This is a genomic window from Variovorax sp. GW821-FHT09B01, from assembly GCF_059418345.1.
The window spans coordinates 13,766-32,743 of record NZ_JBWKPQ010000009.1 but is presented as its reverse complement, the minus strand read 5'-3'; the positions used below and the strand labels follow the sequence as shown (position 1 = coordinate 32,743).

At 63.2% G+C, this 18,978-nt stretch carries 22 protein-coding genes; 21 read left to right on the top strand and 1 reads right to left on the bottom strand.

Translation table 11 applies throughout. The features are described from left to right. The first annotated feature begins 37 nt into the window (after window positions 1-37). The 16 genes from AC07RV_RS23725 to AC07RV_RS23650 all read left to right on the top strand — a co-directional run bounded on the left by AC07RV_RS23725 (window position 38) and on the right by AC07RV_RS23650 (window position 13,838). Window positions 38-433 carry a hypothetical protein gene (locus AC07RV_RS23725; RefSeq protein WP_132970511.1) on the top strand — a complete coding sequence of 132 codons (396 nt, stop codon included), beginning with the start codon at window positions 38-40 and terminating at the stop codon, window positions 431-433. A 67-nt stretch (window positions 434-500) separates the two neighbouring features. After that, window positions 501-926: a hypothetical protein gene (locus AC07RV_RS23720; RefSeq protein WP_281078685.1), complete on the top strand. Its 426-nt coding sequence runs from the start codon at window positions 501-503 to the stop codon at window positions 924-926. 116 nt (window positions 927-1,042) lie between these two features. Further along, a complete protein-coding gene (locus AC07RV_RS23715; protein WP_165941181.1) occupies window positions 1,043-1,408 on the top strand; it encodes a hypothetical protein in 366 nt (121 codons plus the stop codon). Beyond that, window positions 1,405-2,823, top strand: coding sequence for a TolC family protein (locus AC07RV_RS23710; RefSeq protein WP_108137367.1), 1,419 nt, complete (start codon window positions 1,405-1,407; stop codon window positions 2,821-2,823). The genes AC07RV_RS23715 and AC07RV_RS23710 overlap by 4 nt, the downstream gene beginning before the upstream one ends. Before the next feature lie 22 nt (window positions 2,824-2,845). Further along, window positions 2,846-4,261 carry a multicopper oxidase family protein gene (locus tag AC07RV_RS23705; protein WP_108137366.1) on the top strand — a complete coding sequence of 472 codons (1,416 nt, stop codon included), beginning with the start codon at window positions 2,846-2,848 and terminating at the stop codon, window positions 4,259-4,261. A 44-nt stretch (window positions 4,262-4,305) separates the two neighbouring features. Beyond that, a complete protein-coding gene (locus tag AC07RV_RS23700; RefSeq protein WP_108137365.1) occupies window positions 4,306-4,797 on the top strand; it encodes a cupredoxin domain-containing protein in 492 nt (163 codons plus the stop codon). 75 nt (window positions 4,798-4,872) lie between these two features. Continuing rightward, complete coding sequence (locus AC07RV_RS23695; RefSeq protein ID WP_181361134.1) at window positions 4,873-5,247, top strand: copper-binding protein; 375 nt, start codon at window positions 4,873-4,875, stop codon at window positions 5,245-5,247. A 50-nt stretch (window positions 5,248-5,297) separates the two neighbouring features. Then, window positions 5,298-6,149: a methyltransferase, TIGR04325 family gene (locus AC07RV_RS23690; protein WP_108137363.1), complete on the top strand. Its 852-nt coding sequence runs from the start codon at window positions 5,298-5,300 to the stop codon at window positions 6,147-6,149. 49 nt (window positions 6,150-6,198) lie between these two features. Beyond that, window positions 6,199-6,591: a hypothetical protein gene (locus AC07RV_RS23685; protein ID WP_132970510.1), complete on the top strand. Its 393-nt coding sequence runs from the start codon at window positions 6,199-6,201 to the stop codon at window positions 6,589-6,591. Between the two features lie 61 nt (window positions 6,592-6,652). Continuing rightward, a complete protein-coding gene (locus tag AC07RV_RS23680) occupies window positions 6,653-7,312 on the top strand; it encodes a c-type cytochrome (RefSeq protein WP_108137361.1) in 660 nt (219 codons plus the stop codon). A gap of 569 nt (window positions 7,313-7,881) precedes the next feature. Then, window positions 7,882-8,211: a four-helix bundle copper-binding protein gene (locus AC07RV_RS23675; protein WP_108137360.1), complete on the top strand. Its 330-nt coding sequence runs from the start codon at window positions 7,882-7,884 to the stop codon at window positions 8,209-8,211. Between the two features lie 24 nt (window positions 8,212-8,235). Beyond that, window positions 8,236-8,628, top strand: a complete 393-nt coding sequence (locus AC07RV_RS23670; RefSeq protein WP_108137359.1) for a DUF305 domain-containing protein — start codon at window positions 8,236-8,238, stop codon at window positions 8,626-8,628. Window positions 8,629-8,756: 128 nt separating this feature from the next. Further along, window positions 8,757-10,733: a multicopper oxidase domain-containing protein gene (locus AC07RV_RS23665; protein ID WP_108137358.1), complete on the top strand. Its 1,977-nt coding sequence runs from the start codon at window positions 8,757-8,759 to the stop codon at window positions 10,731-10,733. Between the two features lie 103 nt (window positions 10,734-10,836). Beyond that, window positions 10,837-11,028, top strand: a complete 192-nt coding sequence (locus AC07RV_RS23660; protein WP_108137357.1) for a heavy-metal-associated domain-containing protein — start codon at window positions 10,837-10,839, stop codon at window positions 11,026-11,028. A gap of 117 nt (window positions 11,029-11,145) precedes the next feature. Beyond that, window positions 11,146-13,581, top strand: a complete 2,436-nt coding sequence (locus AC07RV_RS23655; RefSeq protein WP_108137356.1) for a heavy metal translocating P-type ATPase — start codon at window positions 11,146-11,148, stop codon at window positions 13,579-13,581. Window positions 13,582-13,622: 41 nt separating this feature from the next. Then, entirely contained in the window at window positions 13,623-13,838 is a 216-nt protein-coding gene (locus AC07RV_RS23650) for a hypothetical protein (protein ID WP_108137355.1), read from the top strand. 9 nt (window positions 13,839-13,847) lie between these two features. Here the strand turns inward: AC07RV_RS23650 and AC07RV_RS23645 are convergent, their stop codons facing one another. Further along, window positions 13,848-14,786: a LysR substrate-binding domain-containing protein gene (locus AC07RV_RS23645; protein WP_108137354.1), complete on the bottom strand. Its 939-nt coding sequence runs from the start codon at window positions 14,784-14,786 to the stop codon at window positions 13,848-13,850. A 96-nt stretch (window positions 14,787-14,882) separates the two neighbouring features. On the opposite strand from AC07RV_RS23645, the gene AC07RV_RS23640 reads away from it, so the two are divergent. From AC07RV_RS23640 to AC07RV_RS23620, 5 genes are read left to right on the top strand one after another with little or no spacing between them, the layout of a single operon-like run. Further along, window positions 14,883-15,335 carry a hypothetical protein gene (locus tag AC07RV_RS23640; protein ID WP_132970509.1) on the top strand — a complete coding sequence of 151 codons (453 nt, stop codon included), beginning with the start codon at window positions 14,883-14,885 and terminating at the stop codon, window positions 15,333-15,335. Between the two features lie 33 nt (window positions 15,336-15,368). Then, complete coding sequence (locus tag AC07RV_RS23635) at window positions 15,369-16,538, top strand: trans-sulfuration enzyme family protein (RefSeq protein ID WP_444813579.1); 1,170 nt, start codon at window positions 15,369-15,371, stop codon at window positions 16,536-16,538. Between the two features lie 22 nt (window positions 16,539-16,560). Then, the gene (locus tag AC07RV_RS23630; protein WP_108137352.1) at window positions 16,561-17,487 is read left to right on the top strand and encodes a transporter substrate-binding domain-containing protein; all 927 of its coding nucleotides are present in this window, start codon (window positions 16,561-16,563) and stop codon (window positions 17,485-17,487) included. 47 nt (window positions 17,488-17,534) lie between these two features. Continuing rightward, window positions 17,535-18,272, top strand: a complete 738-nt coding sequence (locus AC07RV_RS23625) for an amino acid ABC transporter permease (protein WP_108137351.1) — start codon at window positions 17,535-17,537, stop codon at window positions 18,270-18,272. Next, window positions 18,272-18,961: an amino acid ABC transporter permease gene (locus AC07RV_RS23620; protein ID WP_108137350.1), complete on the top strand. Its 690-nt coding sequence runs from the start codon at window positions 18,272-18,274 to the stop codon at window positions 18,959-18,961. The genes AC07RV_RS23625 and AC07RV_RS23620 overlap by 1 nt, the downstream gene beginning before the upstream one ends. The last annotated feature ends 17 nt before the right edge of the window (window positions 18,962-18,978 follow it).

Genomic DNA, 18,978 nt, shown 5'->3' with positions numbered 1-18,978 from the left:
CTCGCGAAGTCGAGCAATTCATTGAAGGAGACCCATCATGAAGAACCGTCAAATCCTCTCGCTCGCATTTGCCGTTGGTGCAGGTGCTGCATTCGTCGCGCCATTTGCGGCCTACGCGGAAGGTCCGTCCCACTTCGCGCCCAACGAAGCCGGCGTGGTCTATCACCCCGTCGAAGCCGGGCCTGCCAAATCCCAGGCCCAGGTATCGGCTGAACTTGCGGACGCGCAGAAAACCCCTGCCGGGGCCAGCTTGCTGCGTTGGGGATCGATGAGCACGCCGAAGGTCGGAGCCTCCAAGTCGCGCGCCGAAGTGGTGGCCGAACTGGAAGCCGCGCAGAAGCAGCCCAACTGGGATGCCGCTGCAAGGCTCGGTGCGCCCCTGCCAGTGCCCAAGGGTGACGCGAGCAAGGCTCGCGCACAGGCACAGCCCTGAGGGCTACGCGCAGGACTGGATACACGTACAGGCCACCTGACACATCGCTCGATCTAGAATTCGCCGTATGCACCGGGTTCGCCTGTTCGTCCTTTGGATCATGATGTTTGCCGTACCCTTCCAGGGGTACGCGGCGGCCGCCATGGTCTTTTGCGGACCTGGACACGCCGGTGCGATGACAGAAATGTCCGTCGAGCGGTCCGGGATGCACGACCACGCCCAACATCCGCATGCGGACGGGCGCGGCGATCATCACCACGAGGCGTCACAGGCGGCCAAACCGCCTGCGAAAGACAACACTGCCAAGGCTGCAAGCGCGGAACCTGACGCGATGCACAAGTGCGGAACCTGCGGCGCGTGCCATGCCACGGCGCTGACCAGTACGTTGGAAGTGGCCGTCTTCCACGATCTTCCCCGCGCCGACCTGGCGGAGCCGGCCATCACGGTGGCCACGCTCGCGCCACGCGTTCTCGACAAACCTCCTCGCGCCTAACGCGTTCGTGCGTCCGTGACCCGCGTCACGGGCCGCCGCGAACGCTCATGCATCGCCTGCGTCATGCCTTTTCGGGCAGCTCTGACGCACTCCGTTCATGAACTTGCGAGGACTCCATGTTCCATTCATCGCTGGCCCGTTGGCTGGCTGTTTTCCCCGCCATAGCGGCGCTGGCCGCCGTGGCCCAGACTGCGCCCACGCCGGGCCCTGCGCCTGGCAGCACAGCCGCGACTGCGGCACCGCCGCCGGTCCTGAGCTACAAGTCCGCGCTCGAGGGCTATCACCCCTTTGCTGACGAAAAGTCCATCCCCTGGAAGGAAGCCAACGAGACGGTCTACCGCCGTGGCGGCTGGCAGGCCTACGCCAAGGAAGCATCGGGCACCGGGTCGGCAGAGTCCGAATCGCCCAAGGGCGCAGCCGCTGCACCTGCCGCGCAGCCAGGCCACTCGATGCCCATGCCCGCTAAGAAGGAGAAGCCATGAAGCGCGCCTTGCGTTTGACGGCCGTCGCCGTGGCGGCCGCCTTCCTGGCCGGGTGCGCCTCGGTCGGTATCGACGACGCCCTGAAGGAAACAAACACCAATGCCCAGCAGTTCACAGGCGGCAAGCTCGAGCTCAGCAGAACCCAGGACCAGCGCGACCGCCGCGCTGCGTTGACGCAGGATCTGCTTGCCAAGCCACTGTCGCAGAGCGACGCGGTGCAGCTCGCGCTGGCCAACAGCCCGTCCGTCCAGGCGCTGATCGCCCAAAGCTGGGGCGACATCGCCGCGGCGAACCAAACCAGCCGGCTGCCCAACCCAATCCTCTCCTTCGCCCGTACGCGCCTGAACAGCGAGCTTGAGCTGGAGCGGCTGTTGTCCTTTGGTCTGGTCGACCTCATCCTGCTGCCGCAGCGCCTGTCGATTTCGAAGAGCCAGGCGAACCAGGCCAAGGTTCAGCTGACCAGCACCGTTGTCGACCAAGTGACGCAGGTCAAGCAAGCCTGGGTCCGCGCCGTCGCGGCCCAGCAGTCGCTGCAGTACGCCGAGCAGGTCAACAAGTCGGCCCAGGCCAGCGCCGAACTCGCGCGCCGGATGCAACTCATCGGCAACTTCAGCAAGCTGCAGCGCGCGCGCCAACAGGTGTTCTACGCCGATGCGACAACACAACTTGCTGCAGCGCAGCACGCCACCACCGCTGCGCGCGAAGAGTTGATTCGAGTTCTGGGTTTGAACGATGAGCAGGCCGCGAAGTTGACTTTGCCCGAACGTCTGCCAGACCTGCCCAAGGCCCCTCGCGAGGCGAAGGAAGTCGCAGCCACCGCGACCGAGCAGCGTCTGGATGTCCAACTCGCGCGTGCCCAACTCGACGTGGCGGGCAAGTCGCAGGGCATCAACCTGCTGTCGACCTTCATCGATGTCGAGGTGGGTGGCCGACGTGACACCGTGTTCGACAACGCGGAGAACACAAAGAGCACCCGCCGAGGCTTCGAGCTCGACATGCGCCTTCCGCTGTTCGACTGGGGGTCGGCGCAACGCGACATGCTGAACGCGCAGTCGCTGGCCGCAGCGAACCGGTACGACGCCACGGTTCGCGGCGCGGCGTCACAACTGCGCGAAGGGTATTCGGCCTACCGCACCGCCTACGACATCGCGCGCCACTACCGCGACGAGATCGTCCCGCTGCGTCAGGCCATGGCCGACGAAAACGTGCTTCGCTACAACGGGATGCTGATCGGCGTCTTCGAGTTGCTCGCTGAGGCACGCGACCAGATCTCCAGCGTGACCAACGCCATCAACGCCCAGCAACAGTTCTGGCTGGCCGACGCCGCTCTGGCCGCGTCGGTGATGGGCAAACCCACCGCGGCGGGCGGCTCAATGGCCGGCGGCGGCGAAGCCTCCGCTGCCGCCGCGCACTGACCCCATCTACGAATTGAACGACATGACCAGCAGACGCAACTTCATCACCGGCGCCGGTGCCATCACCGGGGCCGTTGCCGCGGCCAGCGTAAGCAAGGTGGCTATGGCCGCCTTGCCTGAGCCCGTGCTCCAGACGACACCCAACACCATGCCGCCGTTGATGCCTTCGAGCGGACGTCCTTACAACCCGGTGGTCACCCTCAATGGCTGGACCTTGCCCTGGCGCATGAACAACGGCGTCAAGGAGTTTCACCTGGTGGCTGAGCCCGTGGTGCGCGAGATGGCGCCCGGCTTCAAGGCCAACTTGTGGGGCTATAACGGCCAGTCGCCCGGACCCACCATTGAAGTCGTGGAAGGCGACCGCGTGCGTATCTTCGTGACCAACAAGCTGCCTGAGCACACGAGCATCCACTGGCATGGTCAGCGGCTGCCCAACGGTATGGACGGGGTGGTGGGCTTGAATCAGCCGCCCATCCGCCCCGGCAAGACTTTCGTCTACGAGTTCGTCGCGCGCCGGCCCGGCACCTTCATGTACCACCCGCATGCCGACGAGATGACGCAGATGGCCATGGGAATGATGGGCTTCTGGGTGACGCATCCGAAGGCCGAGCATCCGCTGATCGAGAAGGTTGACCGCGACTTCGTGTTCCTGCTCAACGCCTACGACGTCGAGCCCGGCAGCGCCACGCCCAAGATCATGACGATGCTGGACTTCAACCTGTGGTCCTGGAACAGCCGGATCTTCCCCGGCATCGACTCGCTCAACGTGCGGCTCAACGACAAGGTGCGCATCCGCATCGGCAACCTGACGATGACGAACCATCCGATGCATCTGCACGGGCACGAGTTCCTGGTCACGGGCACCGATGGCGGACCGACGCCCAAGTCTTCGCGCCAGTACGAGGTGACCACCGACGTGGCGGTGGGTCAGATGCGCCAGATCGAGTTCCTGGCGGACGAAGAAGGCGACTGGGCCTTCCACTGCCATAAGAGCCATCACACGATGAACGCCATGGGCCACGACGTGCCCACCATGATCGGACTGGACCACAAGGACGTGGCCAAGCAGATCTCGAGTCTGGTCCCCGACTACATGGTGATGGGCGAGCGCGGCATGGCCGACATGGCAGAGATGGAAATGCCGATCCCCGACAACACCGCGCGAATGATGACGGGCGAAGGGCCTTTCGGTTCGGTCGAGATGGGCGGCATGTTCAGCGTGGTCAAGGTGCGCAAGAACCAGAAAGCCGGTGATTACTCCAACCCTGGCTGGTTCAAGCATCCCAAGGGCACCGTGGCCTATGAGCTGGACGGCCCGGCACCCGAGACCTCGCGCCAGCGCGGCGCTGGTGCGGCCGCGATGCGCCCACAGAACATGCCCGCCAAGAACATCGAAGTTCAGATTCGCAAGCCCGCCAGCGGCCATTCCGGCCACTGAATTTTTCTCAGTTCCCCTCCAACCTCAACTCTCAAAGGAAACACATGAAACACACCTTTCGCAACACCGCTCTCGCAGCGCTGGTCGCCCTGACCGCCGCCGCCGCTTCGGCCTCGGGCACCCATGCAGGCGGTCACGGCCATGACGCCGATGAGGCGATCGGCAAGCCCGGCGTCGCTGCCAAGGCTTCGCGCACCATCAACGTCGACATGGCGGACAGCATGCGCTTCACGCCCGCTGACATCAGCGTCAAGCAAGGCGAGACCGTGCGCTTCGTGATCAAGAATTCCGGCCAGATCAAGCACGAACTCGTGCTTGGCACTGAAAAGGAGCTCAAGGAGCACTACGAAGTCATGAAGAAGAACCCGGAGATGGAGCACTCCGATCCGAACATGGTGACGCTGGCCCCAGGCAAAAGCGGCGAGATCGTCTGGCAATTCACAAAAGCTGGCAAGGTCGACTTTGCGTGCCTGCAGCCGGGTCACTACGACGCCGGAATGAAGGGCGCCGTGAACGTCACCAAGACCGGGAAGTAAGCGCGAAACGTCCGCCGCAGGCTTCTATCTGGACGCGGCGGAACTCCAAACTCATTCATATCCAAGGAGATTTTCATGTCGAACATTCGCATCGCACTCTTAGCATTCGTTGCCACCTTCTCATTTGCCGGCGCGGCCAGCGCGCAATCATCCAAATCCATGGCAGATATGCCGGGCATGAGCGAGAAAGCGCCGGCGGCCGGCGGCTCGGATGCTGCCGCGTCCTCGGATCTGAGCGAAGGCGAGATCCGAAAGGTGGACAAGGACAACAAGAAGCTCACGATCAAGCACGGTCCGCTCAAGAACCTCGATATGCCCGGCATGACGATGGTGTTCGGCGTCAAGGACGACGCCATGCTCGACAAGGTCGAGACTGGCACCAAGGTCCGCTTCCAGGCGGAAAAGGTCGACGGAAAGATCGTTGTCACCAAGATCGAATCGGCCCGCTGACACCACACGCAAGCTGGTCGGCATCGCTCATCAGGCGGACGGAGAAAAACATGGCTGACTCCGATGCGGCACAAGTCCTGCGGCGAATCCTGGAAGGGCCGCTCACGCGGCCGGCGTTGCAACGCTGGCGGCGCAGACGGTTCTTTTCCGCAATGGGGTTCGCCGGCTACTTTGGCGTGTTCGAGGACTTTGCACAAGCCCGGGGCTGGCTTCCCACCAGTCCGGAGTTTGACCACGCGGCCCTGGCAGCCGAGTACGTGGACATCCGAACGAAGAAGGTCTTTGCCTATGACTATCCGGTGATGTGGTGGCTCGATCGTGCATTCAGAGACAGTGCCACCAAGGTGCTCGACATCGGCGGATCGGTCGGTGTCCACTACTACGCCTACCGCCGCTATTTGGAGATGCCGCACGACTTGTCGTGGCGTGTCGTCGAAGTACCAGCAATCGCTTCCATCGGCCGGGAGATGGCCAGCCAGGCAGGGGCTGGTGCGCTGAGCTTTTCAGACACAGCCGCCCTGGAGCAGATGCTGGATGGCAATGACATCTGGATCTCTGCCGGAGCCCTGCACTATCTGGAAAATGCGCACCCTGCCGATCTGCTTGCAGAGGGTGAAAATCGTCCGCGGCACATCTTGCTGAACAAGCTGCCCCTGTACGACGGCGAAGACTACGTCACGACGCAGAACATCGGCGACGGATGCTTCTCACCGATGTACGTCTACAACCGCCAGCGCTTTATCAACGATATCGAGACGCAGGGCTATGTCTTGCGCGACGAATGGCAAGTTCACGAGCGCGCTATCCATCTCCCAGGGTTTCCTGAGCGCTGCGTGCCAGTGTTCAGCGGTCTCTACTTTCGCAAGCTGGACGGCGCAAGCCACAGCGGCGATGCGTCCTAGCTGATTTTGGAGTCACATGCCGCAGGTTGTTTCTTCCGATATGACGAAGATGAAACACCCCGTCGTCGCCATGGCACGTCCTGTGGCAACGGGGATTCTTGGCGTGGCAGTCTCCATCGGTCTGTCGGGCTGCGCCGGTTTCTACCAGCAGCATCGCGATTTCCAGAACGGTTGGCGTACAGGCGAAATTGTCGAGATTGGCCGCGCGACCGAGATTCAGCGCAGCGGTCGTACGGACTGCAGAAAGACGGTCAGCCCGAACGAGCTTGCACTGAATCGCTTCGCCATCCTGGCCGATCGCTCGACGGGGCAGCGCCACGCGCACATCGTGATGCTGGATCCTGAGACCTCCCTCGAGCTGGGCGACATCGTTTCGACCAACGTCGTCAGGTGTGGCACGCCCATTCGCGTGTTGTCGCATGCGCGAGCGACGCATGGATGACACGACCAACACGATCTCCAGCCACCTCTCGCAGCCAGCCTTCCCAGAACCTGAAAACCCCATGAAATTGTTCGTGCCTCTTTTGCTTGCTGCTCTCGGCGGACTTGCCTCTGGCTCCTCTTTCGCAGCCGATCCCATGCCTATGGCCGCTACCGAGAAAGCCCCTGCCAGGCCGGCCAAGGCTGACATCGCAAACGGCGAGGTCGTCTTCAATGCAAAGTCATGTGCCGCGTGCCACAGCGCCGACGGGAATTCGGCCGTTCCCGCCAATCCCAAACTGGCTCAGCAGCATCCCGAATACCTGCTCAAGCAACTCCAGGAGTTCAAGTCCGGCAAGCGCAAGAGCCCTGTCATGGCTGGCATGGCGGCGATGCTTTCCGAGCAGGAAATGCGCGACGTCGCCTGGTTCCTCGGCTCCAAGCCCGTTAAGCCCGGATTTGCGAAGGAGAAGGATCTTGTGGCGTTGGGCGAGAAGATCTACCGCGGAGGCATTGGGGACCGCAGTGTGCCGGCCTGCGCAGGCTGCCACAGTCCCAACGGCGCTGGCATCCCGATCCAGTACCCGCGACTGGGCGGACAGCACGCCGAATACATCGCGGCGCAGCTGACCGCTTTTCGTGATGGGGGGCGACTCAACAGCGTGCCGATGAGCGGCGTAGCGGCGAAGCTCAATGATCGCGAGATCAAGGCAGTTTCTGACTACATCGCGGGCCTGCGCTAAGCCTCATCGGCGAGCTGCTTGAAATCATCGTGCAGCCGATCCAGCGCATTCACTTCACGCTCCTGCTGCAGCCAGGCTCGCGCCGGATCGGCTGGCAAGCTAAGTGGGGTGACGCATGTACGTGACAGGCCGCTGGGTCTCCGCGAATGTAGTGAGCACCATGTTCATTGCCTGGATCTTGGGTGTGATTGTTTTCGGGGCAATCGTGTACTGGCAGCGTCGCAAACATCACAAGAGCAGGTCGAGCCACGACAGAAGTCGAAAAGCATCTCGCTCGAATGCATCCAGGAAGTCCCGGCGCGGCAAGCCATGAGGCTGTCGGCAGGTCGCAGCCGTGACCGGGTTGTCGTCCGACAGACACCTGCTCGGGTCTTCGGCACGCTGCGATCAGGTTCACGGTTTTCGCAGGGCCGACATTCGCATCGCCGTTCACATCGAGGCCGCGCCATCCACCGGCTACCCAAGGTTTTTCACTCACACGCGATCCGTCGGGTCGCGCAACTCGGGACGGTTGCGTCGTCCCTCTTCCCCGGTCGCCAGCCGCCGGCCGCTAAACGAAGGAGTAAGTCATGTCACATGAAACCGACTCTGCCTGTATCGAGGCGTGCAACCAGTGCGCCATCGCATGCAATCACTGTGCGATCGCCTGCTTGAAGGAGGACAACGTCAAGATGATGGCGCGATGCATCGCGCTGGACATGGATTGCGCGGCGATCTGCCAGCTGGCCGCTGCCGCGATCGCTCGCGGCAGCGAGCACAAGAAGGAAATCTGCGAACTGTGCGCTGACATCTGCGAAGCCTGTGCAGAGGAATGTGCCAAGCACAAGGCGCCGCATTGCCAGTCCTGCGCCACGGCCTGTCGTGCCTGCGCGGTTGCTTGCCTTGAAATGGCACATTGATTTCACACCCACCAAGGAAAAACCATGAACTCCCTGACTTTCAAGACTCTGGCGAGCGCCTGCGCGCTCGCGGGCTTTACGCTGACCACGGGTGCTCAAACCCAACCCTCCACTTCAGCGGCGCCAGCGCCGATGGGCATGTCTCCAGCGCAGATGCAAAAGGGGGGCGGCTCCGATGAGATGATGAAGGCGATGAAGAGTGGCATGGACGGTATGCAGAAGATGCAAATATCGGGCGATACCGACAAGGACTTCGCCATGCTGATGAAGATGCATCACCAGCAAGCGCTCGAGATGGCCAAACTCGAGATCGCGCACGGAGAATCGCCGGAGCTCAAAGCGATGGCACGCAAGATCATCAAGGACCAAACCAAGGAAATCGCGCAGTTGGATGCATGGATGAAAAAGCACCCCTGAACGGTAAGCGGGGCCCTTTCGTAGAGCCGCTTATATCAATCTACGGGGTTTTCCTTGGTCCGCTTGGCGCAAGTAACCGGTAGAGGCAAGCGCATTGTGCGCCCCTGAACCCAAACAACGGGATCACCATGTTCGCTCAACCCATCGACTATTTTCTGGCCGTCTGGTTCGCTCTGGCGGCACTGTCGACGGCCTACGTTGCCTGGGACCAGTTGAGTAACAACCCGGAACCCGTGGTGATGAAGTGGGGGTTCATCCTCGTCACCCTGTACCTGGGTCCCGTGGGCCTGCTGTTGTATGTGATGGCGGACAAGGAGCCGGCCCCCGGTGAGCACGAGGAGTTCGTCAAGCCGCTATGGAAACAGGGCGTAGGCTCCACGATCCACTGCGTCGCGGGTGATGCGACGGGGATCATCCTGGCGGCCGTCGTGACCGCGGTGCTGGGCCTACCGATGTGGATCGATCTGATCGTGGAGTACGTCGCGGGCTTTGCATTCGGCCTCTTCATCTTCCAGTCGCTCTTCATGAAGAACATGATGGGCGGCACCTACTGGGAGAACGTCAAGAAGTCGTTCATGCCCGAACTCATCAGCATGAACGCGATGATGGCGGGCATGGCCCCCGTCATGGCGCTGCTGATGATGGGGCGCGACATGCGAGCGATGGATCCCACCGAACTCGTCTTCTGGGGCGTGATGTCGTTGGGCGTGGCCGTCGGGTTTGCGGTGGCGTATCCGGTGAACGTGTGGATGGTGTCCCGGAAAATGAAGCACGGGCTGATGACCGAGCGTCAGCCCGAGAAGAAGGTCGAGGTGCAAGCCGATGTGACCACGGCGCCCGGACATGCCCCAACGCATGCGCATGGCTCGGCACCTGTCGCGGCGGCCACCCCTGCAGCCCAGCACACCGGCCACGAACAGAGCGCCCAGCCTGCGCTGGACAAGTCGCGCGACAAATCGGGCCATGCGCAGCAAGGCCGCGGCGGCCACAGTATGCGGCCGAATGTGACGCGACCGCAGCTGGCGGCCGTGACGATGACCACCACGCTCATGCTGCTGGCCGGCATGACGATGCCCGCAATGTTCGTGAACATGCGCCTGTCGAACCGGGACGTGGGTGGCGCCATCATGCCGCCGTCGATGATCATGGGCTGGGACACGCCCGGCCAAGCGATGCGGGACATGTCGGCGATTCATCCGCGCCAGATTGCGCACACCGCTGCCTCGCAAGCGCGCGGCGATGTGGACCTTGTGCCCACGATGGACAACGGCGTCAAGGTATTCAACCTTGAGACCAGCGTCATCCGTTGGAACATCCTGCCGGACGTGACCGTCGAGGGCTACGCATTCAACGCGACGATTCCCGGTCCGCGGATTCGCGTCACCGAGGGTGACCGGGTGCGCATCAAGGTGACGAACCGGTTGCCAGAGAGCACCACCGTGCATTGGCATGGGCTGATCCTGCCGAACGAGATGGACGGTCCGGCCAAGATCACGCAAGAACCGATTCCGCCCGGTGGCTCCTATACCTACGAGTTCACGACCGAGCAGGCGGGCACATTTTTCTATCACTCGCACGACCATGTGGACCGCCAGCAGGCCTTCGGTTTGTATGGGGCCCTGATCATCGATCCCAGGAACGCCGAGCAGGCACCCAAGGCGGATCATGAATACGTGATCCAACTGCAGGAGTGGCTCAAGCGCGAAGGTCTGACCTACCCGGCGATGCTGATGGAAGGCGGCTTGCCGAACTATTTCACCATCAACGGCAAAGCATTTCCCTCCACCGACACGGTGAAGATGAAGGTCGGCGAAACGATCAAGCTCAGGTTCGTGGGGAGCAACAACAACTTCGTACACCCCATGCACGTCCACGGTGGACCGTTCACTGTCGTTGCAAGAGACGGCTATGTGCTGCCGGAGTCGGCGCGGTTCCAGGCAGACACCGTCAACGTCGGCCCGGGCCAGCGCTACGACGTGATCTGGAAAGCGCTTCGACCTGGCAAGTGGCTGGTCCACTGTCACATCCCGCACCACACGACCAACAATAACGTTGAGCAAGACGGAGGCGGCGGCCTGATGATGGTCCTGGAGGTGGCGTCCTGAATGCGACGGACCACATTGTTGGAGGATTTGGCGACAGAGTCCGCTTGACCTTCACACGATGTCAAGCCTGATACTGGAATCACTTTCAATCAAGGAGTCTCTCATGCAAGAGTTCGTCATCCAGTCAATGTCCTGCGGCGGCTGCGCGAGCCGGATCGCGCAGGCAGTCAAAAGCCTGGACGCCACGGCGAAGATCGAGGTCGACCTGCCGACCAAGACGTTGCGTGTCGACGGCGCAGAGGACCGCGCGTCTTTGACAACGGCCCTGACGGAAGCGGGCTACCCGCCGAATTGATCCGCCACGCATGGGACATCGGCCTCAATCGGCTGAAATGGTCTCGTGGTTGCCCCGTGCGGACTGCATGTACGCCCGTGTGGGTGCATCCAGTCAATTTTTCGTTGGAGAACTCGAATGAACCCTACGTCGCCCAACCTGCATGAACACCATAAGGGGCATCATGGTGCGCACCCGCCCACCTCTGGAGAATCGTTGCACGAGCCCGATGCGATTCTGATAGACCCCGTTTGCGGGATGAAGGTGACCGCGCATTCACTTCATGTCTTGCAGCACGAAGGCGAGGCGGTCTATTTTTGTAGTGCAGGCTGCAAGGCCAAGTTCGAGGCCGACTCGGCAAAGTATGCACAACGCGGCGCACAGCCGGCGGCCCCACTCGTTCTAGCGCCTGCGGACCCCGCGCAGCCCAGCTCCCCGGGCACGATCTACACCTGTCCCATGCACCCGGAGATCCGGCAGGATCATCCAGGCAATTGCCCCAAGTGCGGCATGACGCTGGAGCCCGAGATGCCGACGCTCGATGAGGGTGAAGACCCCGAGCTGAGGGACTTCAAGCGGCGCTTCGTCTGGACGTTGCCGCTCACCGTCATCGTCACTGTGCTTGCCATGGCCGGCCACCGCCTGCAGTGGTTCGAGATGGGCACGCAAAGCTGGATCGAACTCGTGCTCACTGTTCCCATCGTGCTGTGGGCTGGTTGGCCGTTCTTTGTGCGCGCGGTGCAATCGGTGGCGAACCGCAGCCCGAACATGTGGACCCTGATCGGCCTGGGCACGGCCGCCGCCTTTGCTTACAGCGTCGTGGCCACGGTGGCGCCCGGCGTGTTCCCCGCGTCGTTCGTGTCGATGGGGCGCGTGTCGGTCTACTTCGAAGCGGCTGCGGTGATCATTTCGCTCACCTTGCTGGGCCAGATCCTCGAGCTCAAGGCGCGTTCGCAAACCTCCGCGGCCATCAAGTCGCTGCTGGGTCTCGCGCCCAAGACGGCACGCCGGATCGGCGCCGACGGGACTGAGGAAGACGTCCCCATCGGCCATGTGCACGTCGGCGACAAACTGCGCGTCAGGCCGGGAGAAAAAGTGCCCGTGGACGGGGTTGTGATCGAGGGCAGCAGCGCGATCGATGAATCGATGCTCACCGGCGAACCGTTGCCCGTGACCAAGCGTGTGGGCGACAAGCTCATCGGCGCGACGATGAACACCAACGGCGCACTCATCATGCAGTCGGAAAAGGTCGGCTCGCAGACCGTGCTCGCGAGCATCGTGCAGATGGTCGCGCAGGCTCAGCGCTCCCGCGCGCCGATGCAGCGGATGGCCGACCAAGTCGCTGGCTACTTCGTCATGACGGTTATCGCCATCGCGGTGCTGACCTTCTTCGCCTGGGGATTCTTCGGGCCGCAGCCCAGCTGGGTCTACGGCCTCATCAATGCCGTGGCGGTGCTCATCATTGCCTGCCCCTGTGCGCTGGGCCTCGCGACGCCGATGTCGATCATGGTGGCCACCGGCAAGGCGGCCACGCAGGGTGTGCTGTTTCGCGATGCCGCCGCGATCGAGAACTTCCGCAAGGTCGACGCGCTCATCGTCGACAAGACCGGCACCCTGACGGAAGGCCGGCCGCAGTTCGAGCGCGCGGTGCCTGCGCCGGGCTTCACCGACGACGAGGTGCTGCGACTGGCGGCCAGCCTCGACCAGGGCAGCGAACACCCGCTGGCCGACGCCATCGTGCGGGCGGCGCGCGAGCGCCAGCTGGCGCTCGCCACGCCCGATGGTTTCGAATCCAGCAGCGGCATCGGCGTGAGCGGCATCGTCGAAGGCAGAAAGCTGGCGCTCGGCAACACGGCGCTGATGGAGCAGTTGCACGTGCGGGTCGACGAACTGAAGCCGCGGGCCGAGGCGATGCGGGCAGAGGGCGCGAGTGTCATGTTCCTGGCGGTGGACGGCCAGGCAGGCGGCCTGCTCGCGGTCTCGGACCCGATCAAGGCGACCACCATGGAAGCGCTGGCCGCGCTCAAGGCCTCGGGCATGCGGGTCATCATGGCCACCGGCGACGGGCTGACCACGGCCCGAGCCGTCGCAGCGAAGCTGGGCATCGACGAGGTGCACGGCGAAGTCAAGCCCGCCGACAAGCTCGCGCTGGTCGACAAGCTGCAACGCGAAGGCCGCATCGTCGCGATGGCGGGGGACGGCATCAATGACGCCCCCGCGCTCGCCAAGGCCGACGTCGGCGTGGCGATGGGCACCGGCACCGATGTCGCGATGAACAGCGCCCAGGTGACGCTGGTCAAGGGCGACCTGCGCGGCATTGCGCAAGCGCGCGTCATCTCCGAGCAGACCATCGCCAACATGAAGCAGAACCTCGGCTTCGCCTTCCTCTACAACGCCCTGGGCGTGCCGCTGGCCGCTGGCGTGCTGTTCCCGTTCACGGGCTGGCTGCTGTCGCCGATGATCGCGGCGCTGGCCATGAGCCTGAGCTCGGCGTCGGTCATCACCAATGCCTTGCGTTTGAGAAATGCCAGAAGCGACGCTCATGCATCGCACGTCGGAGGAAAATCGACCTAGCAGTGTTGAGCGAGGGGGCCGCTTGGTGCGAAGGAGTCCCTATGAAATCGGAGCTTTTCGAGCAGCGTTTGCTGGACATCTACCAAGAGGCCCTTCGACAGCGCAATTGGGCGGTCGCGGAGCACTTGTTGTGCGCCATCGAGGCGTGCGCCCCTGCCGATGCACCGATCAGCGAGACCGTGGCCAAGGCCTACAGCGGCTTGGCCGCTGAGGCGCAAAAACCTCATTGCTGCGGGACACGCACGAAGCGTCACTGAGGCTGGCGGTCAGCCTTTGGCGCGGGGTTTGAGGAGGTTTGCAAGGGCCTTCTGGTCTTCGGCCAACTGGATGCGCATGAGCTGAAGCACTCGCGAGGCGAGGCCGGACAGCGGCTGTCCCGGAGGCAGCACCAACACGCCCGCGAAGGAGACCTCCAGGGACAGCGGGCGAACGACCAGGCCGCGCTGGGCGTACTCCAGCGCGGTGACCGGATTAACGACGCCGATGCCCATACCGCTCAAAGCCATCTCGCACACGCTCGCCGCGTAAGGCGTTTCGACCAGCACGCTCAAGCCGACGTTGCACTCCGCCAATGCCCGTTCAAGGCGGCGCCGTGATGCATCCTCGGGGTTGAGTGCGAGAAATGGCTCTTCCGCAAGTTGATGCGGCTGGATGGTCCTGGCCTTGGTCAGGCGGTGCTTCGCATGCATCACCACCACGCCCGGGAAGCGCGCGAACTCGGAGTGCTCCAGGCCCGTCGTCGGCATCTCGTCGGCCATCAGCCCGAAATCGACCTGACGTCCCAGCACGGCCTCGTGCACCTCCCGCGAACTGAGCACCTGCAGCGAAATCTGAGGCCGGGCATCGGCGTCGCGGTGCTCGGCCACCAACCGCGACAGCACCCGCGGAACGAAGGTCAGGCCGAAGGCCGGATAGACCGCCATGCGCAGGGTGTTCACCCCGAAGCGTTTCAGGCTGCGCATGCGGTGCTCGATGCTGCTCAGGCCCACGAAGACCCGTTCGACCTCGACCAACAAGGCTTGCGCTTCAGGCGTCGGATGCAGACGCCCCCGGAGCCGGCGAAACAGCGGGAATCCAGCCGCTTCTTCAAGCCTGCGCAGCGACTGGCTGATGGCGGGCTGCGTGACGCCCAGGAGCGCAGCCGCCTTGCTCGCTGAGCCCACGGACATCACGGAACGGAACACCTCGATCTCTCGGAGCAACATATAACAACCACTTATGGAGAAAGAATTTCGAGCACGATCCGGATTATCCCCGTCGTCCTAAAGTTGGCGTCTTCAGCCACCTTCCGGAGAAGCGACATGAAACTTCAAACAGCTCTTGCAGTGACCGTCCTGGCATGCGCCGCGCCTGTGTGGGCGCACGACTTTTCCGGCGACATCGCCAAGTTTCAATCCATCGCTGCGACCAAGAAGCCCGACAGCCAACAGGCGCTTGCCGCGAGGCTCGCACTGGAGCGCGCGCAGGGCGAGATGGAGCAGTCGGACGTGAAGATGGTGTTGCGCATCCGCTCGATGACCAACGCGGGCCTGCGCGCCGTCGGTGAACAGCCGGCTTTTCTCACCAGCGAGTACAAGCGCCTGGAGGCGGCACTGGCCAACCCCAAGACCAATGACCCGGCCAAGATTGCCGCGGCCAAAGAAACCTTCGCTCGCCTGACGGTGGAGATGAAGGTCTATACCGATCTCGAGAACATGGCCGTCGACCAGATGAAGCAGGCACTGCAGCTCATCGAATCCGCACCCGCCAACTGATCGCAACTCCGACGAACAGCTTCGTCCTCTATCGTGAACTCTCCCATTACCAACCTCGACACTCCCCAGCGCAACGCGTTCGCCAGCCTGGTCCCACCGGTGTGGCGTGCTTCCACGGTCGTCTTCGATTCGCTCGACGATTTCGTCAACCGCCGCACCCGCCTGCCGGATGGCTTCAGCTATGGCACCACGGGCACGCCGACACAGCGCGCCCTCGAGACGCGCATCGCCGGGCTGGATGGCGCCGCGCATTGCGTCGTCTTTCCCTCCGGACAGGCGGCCATCTGCAGTGCGCTGCTGGCGCTGCTCAAGAAGGGCGACCACCTGCTGATGACCGACGCCGCCTACGGCCTGGCCAAATCCTTCGCCGTCGAACGCCTGCAGGCGCTCGGCATCGAGGTCGAGTTCTATCCGCCGCGCATTGGCGCGGACATCGAGCGCCTCGTGCGCCCCAACACGCGGCTCATCTGGCTGGAGTCCCCCGGAACGGTGACCATGGAGGTGGAAGACGTGCCGGCGATCACTGCCGTCGCGCGCGCTCGCGGTGTGCTGACTGCCATCGACAACACCTGGGCCAGCCCGCTGGGCTTCGCGGCCTTGGCGCACGGCGTGGACCTGTGCGTTCACGCCTGTACCAAGTACATGGGTGGTCATTCCGACGTGCTCATGGGCAGTGTCGCAATCAATGACGAAGGCCTGTACAGGTCCTTGCGCGGGCTCCAATCGCAGATGGGGTTGGCGGTGAGCCCGGAGGATTGCTTCCTGGTCGCCCGGGGCCTGGACACGATGCAGGTGCGCATGGAGCGCCAGGCCACCAGCGCGCAGCTGATTGCCGAGCGACTCGCGGTGCATCCCCTGGTGCGCCGGATGCTCTTTCCGGCGCTGCCCGGCGCGCCGGACCATGCGCTCTGGGCGCGCGATTTCAAGCAATCCGGCTGCGTGATGTCGCTGCAGTTCGTAGACAGCTCCTACGACGCTTACCGGGCACTGTTCGCAAAGCTGAAGCTCTTTTCCATCGGCGCGAGTTGGGGCGGCGTGCGCAGCATCGCGGCCTTCTACCCTGCGGATGAGATCGCCAAGCGCAATTTCTGCGACGTCGAAGGTCCGGTCATCCGCTTGTCGATTGGCTTGGATGATCCCCAAGCGCTGCTCGACGAGTTGCTGGACGCCTTGAGCGCCCATGAGACGAGTTTCAACCTCTGATTCACGATATCTGGAGCCCGCGATGAACCTCAAGCCAGTCATTCACTCAGCACTGCCCCGATCCTTGTTCGCAGCCGTGAGCATCGCGCTATGCGCCAGCGTTGCAGCGCAGACCGCGCAACCGCTGGATGGCACGCTCAAGAAGATCAAGGACACCGGCACCATCACTGTGGCCACGCGTGGCGCCTCCATCCCGTTCAACTACCTGGATGACAACAACAAGCAGACGGGCTTCGCATGGGAAATCTCGCAACGCGTGGTCGACCAGGTGAAGAAGGACCTCAAGCTCGCGAAGCTGGAGGTCAAGACCCTGGAAGTCACGCCGCAGACGCGTATTCCGCTGGTGGCCAACCAGACCGTCGATCTGGAGTGCAGCTCCACCACGAACAACGCGGAGCGGCAGAACCAGGTGTCGTTTTCGACGACCTTCTTCGTCGTGGGCGCGCGGCTGCTGGTGCGCAAGAACTCAAACATCAAGCACTGGTCTGATCTCGTGGGCAAGAACGTCGTCGTGAGCGCGGGCACCACGGCCGAGCGCATGCTGCGGCAGCTCAACGAGAAGAACAAGTGGGGCATCAACATCATCCTGGCCAAGGACATCAACGAAAACTTCCTGACCGTCGAGACCGGGCGGGCCGTGGCGGCCACGCAGGACGACATCATTCTCTTCAGCAACATCGCGCGGGCCCGCAATCCCGCGGACTGGGAGGTGGTCGGCGTGCCCCAGCAGAAGGAGGCCTACGGCTGCATGCTGCGCAAGGGCGACGTCGCCTTCAAAAAGCTCGTCGACGGTGTGATCACCGGAATGATGCGCTCCGGCGAATTCGCGTCGCTGTATGAAAAGTACTTCCTCAAGCCCATCGCCGTGAAGGGCAATGTGACGGTGAACTTTCCGATGTCGCCCGACATGCAGGAACTCATGCGCCATCCGAACGACCAGCCGCTGTGAATGCCCTGACGCCGCCTCACGATTCGTCTCTCCGAACGTCCTGAACGATGCACTACTCCTGGGATTGGTTGATCTTCTTCAAGCCCTCGGTCACGGGCGAGGGCCTGTACGGTCTGATGCTGCTGCGCGGGCTGCTGTGGACGGTTGTGTTGTCGTTGCTGGCCTGGACGCTGGCGCTGGGCCTCGGCCTGATCGCCGGCGTTGCACGGACCTTACCCAACCGGGCCGCGCGCTACCTGTCCACGGTGTACATCCACTGCTTTCGCAACACACCGCTGCTGGTCCAGCTGTTCCTCTGGTATTTCGTGGTGCCGGAGCTGCTGCCGGTTGACTGGGGCAATGCGCTCAAGCAGATGAACCCGACCACGAACCAGTTCCTCACTGTGCTGGTGGCGCTCACGCTCTACACGGCGGCGAAGGCCGCCGAGCAGGCGCGTGCAGGCATCGAGTCGGTGCCGCGCAGCCAGAAGCAGGCGGCGATGGCGCTCGGGCTGGGGGCCGTGGCGGCCTACCGGCACGTGATCCTGCCGCAGGCCCTGCGCATCGTCATCCCGCCGCTGACCTCGGATTTCCTGAACGTGTTCAAGAACTCGGCCGTGGCGCTTACCATCGGGCTGATGGAGCTGACGGGCCAAACGCGCCAGCTCAGTGAATTCAGCGCCCACCCGTTCGAGGCCTTCATTGCCGCAACGGTCATCTACATGGCGATCACCTACGGCGTGATCGTACTGATGCGCCGCATCGAGATTCGGGCGCGCGTGCCCGGCCTGTTGGGAGCTGCTTGATGGGCTACGACTTCGATTGGGCGGCCCTGCAGCGTGCCTGGCCCTACCTGATGCAGGGCCTGCAGATGACGGCGTTCCTGGTGATCACCGCAATGGCCGCAGGCATCGGCCTTGGAACGCTGCTGGCAATCACGCGGATCTTCGCGCCGCGCCCGGTGGCGGCCCTCGTGGCAGGGTATGTGAATCTGTTCCGCTCGATTCCCCTGATCCTCACGATCCTGTGGATCTATTTCCTGATGCCCGTGGTGCTGCGCTCCGTCACGGGCGATCCGAACCTTTCCGTCGGGCCGATCTACGCCGCGCTGGTGGCTTTCGTTCTCGCAGAATCGGCCTACTACTGCGAGATCATCCGCGCTGGCATCGGCAGCGTGCGTGCGGGGCAGATGCAGGCGGCGCAGTCGCTCGGCATGGCACCTTGGCAGGCCTTGCGCCATGTGATCCTGCCGCAGGCGTTCCGCAACATGACCCCGTCATTGATCAACCAGACGATCGCCTTGCTCAAAGACACGTCGCTCGTCTACGTGATCAGCCTGAACGACTTTCTCGGCGCGGCGAGCAAGGTGGGCCAACGCGACGGGCGCGTGGTCGAGGTCTACATCCTTGTCGCGGTCGTCTACCTGGTCTTGTGCACAGCGGGTGCATGGTGTGTCACCTGGTTGCAGCGGCGCAAGACCGCGTCGACCGTCTGAATGGATGACGAACCAGA

Excerpts from the sequence above, each read along its gene's own strand:
- AC07RV_RS23725 (WP_132970511.1), top strand. The coding sequence starts at position 38 with ATGAAGAACCGTCAAATCCTCTCGCTCGCATTTGCCGTTGGTGCAGGT.
- AC07RV_RS23720 (WP_281078685.1), top strand. The coding sequence starts at position 501 with ATGCACCGGGTTCGCCTGTTCGTCCTTTGGATCATGATGTTTGCCGTA.
- AC07RV_RS23715 (WP_165941181.1), top strand. The coding sequence starts at position 1,043 with ATGTTCCATTCATCGCTGGCCCGTTGGCTGGCTGTTTTCCCCGCCATA.
- AC07RV_RS23710 (WP_108137367.1), top strand. The coding sequence starts at position 1,405 with ATGAAGCGCGCCTTGCGTTTGACGGCCGTCGCCGTGGCGGCCGCCTTC.
- AC07RV_RS23705 (WP_108137366.1), top strand. The coding sequence starts at position 2,846 with ATGACCAGCAGACGCAACTTCATCACCGGCGCCGGTGCCATCACCGGG.
- AC07RV_RS23700 (WP_108137365.1), top strand. The coding sequence starts at position 4,306 with ATGAAACACACCTTTCGCAACACCGCTCTCGCAGCGCTGGTCGCCCTG.
- AC07RV_RS23695 (WP_181361134.1), top strand. The coding sequence starts at position 4,873 with ATGTCGAACATTCGCATCGCACTCTTAGCATTCGTTGCCACCTTCTCA.
- AC07RV_RS23690 (WP_108137363.1), top strand. The coding sequence starts at position 5,298 with ATGGCTGACTCCGATGCGGCACAAGTCCTGCGGCGAATCCTGGAAGGG.
- AC07RV_RS23685 (WP_132970510.1), top strand. The coding sequence starts at position 6,199 with ATGAAACACCCCGTCGTCGCCATGGCACGTCCTGTGGCAACGGGGATT.
- AC07RV_RS23680 (WP_108137361.1), top strand. The coding sequence starts at position 6,653 with ATGAAATTGTTCGTGCCTCTTTTGCTTGCTGCTCTCGGCGGACTTGCC.
- AC07RV_RS23675 (WP_108137360.1), top strand. The coding sequence starts at position 7,882 with ATGTCACATGAAACCGACTCTGCCTGTATCGAGGCGTGCAACCAGTGC.
- AC07RV_RS23670 (WP_108137359.1), top strand. The coding sequence starts at position 8,236 with ATGAACTCCCTGACTTTCAAGACTCTGGCGAGCGCCTGCGCGCTCGCG.
- AC07RV_RS23665 (WP_108137358.1), top strand. The coding sequence starts at position 8,757 with ATGTTCGCTCAACCCATCGACTATTTTCTGGCCGTCTGGTTCGCTCTG.
- AC07RV_RS23660 (WP_108137357.1), top strand. The coding sequence starts at position 10,837 with ATGCAAGAGTTCGTCATCCAGTCAATGTCCTGCGGCGGCTGCGCGAGC.
- AC07RV_RS23655 (WP_108137356.1), top strand. The coding sequence starts at position 11,146 with ATGAACCCTACGTCGCCCAACCTGCATGAACACCATAAGGGGCATCAT.
- AC07RV_RS23650 (WP_108137355.1), top strand. The coding sequence starts at position 13,623 with ATGAAATCGGAGCTTTTCGAGCAGCGTTTGCTGGACATCTACCAAGAG.
- AC07RV_RS23645 (WP_108137354.1), bottom strand. The coding sequence starts at position 14,786 with ATGTTGCTCCGAGAGATCGAGGTGTTCCGTTCCGTGATGTCCGTGGGC.
- AC07RV_RS23640 (WP_132970509.1), top strand. The coding sequence starts at position 14,883 with ATGAAACTTCAAACAGCTCTTGCAGTGACCGTCCTGGCATGCGCCGCG.
- AC07RV_RS23630 (WP_108137352.1), top strand. The coding sequence starts at position 16,561 with ATGAACCTCAAGCCAGTCATTCACTCAGCACTGCCCCGATCCTTGTTC.
- AC07RV_RS23625 (WP_108137351.1), top strand. The coding sequence starts at position 17,535 with ATGCACTACTCCTGGGATTGGTTGATCTTCTTCAAGCCCTCGGTCACG.
- AC07RV_RS23620 (WP_108137350.1), top strand. The coding sequence starts at position 18,272 with ATGGGCTACGACTTCGATTGGGCGGCCCTGCAGCGTGCCTGGCCCTAC.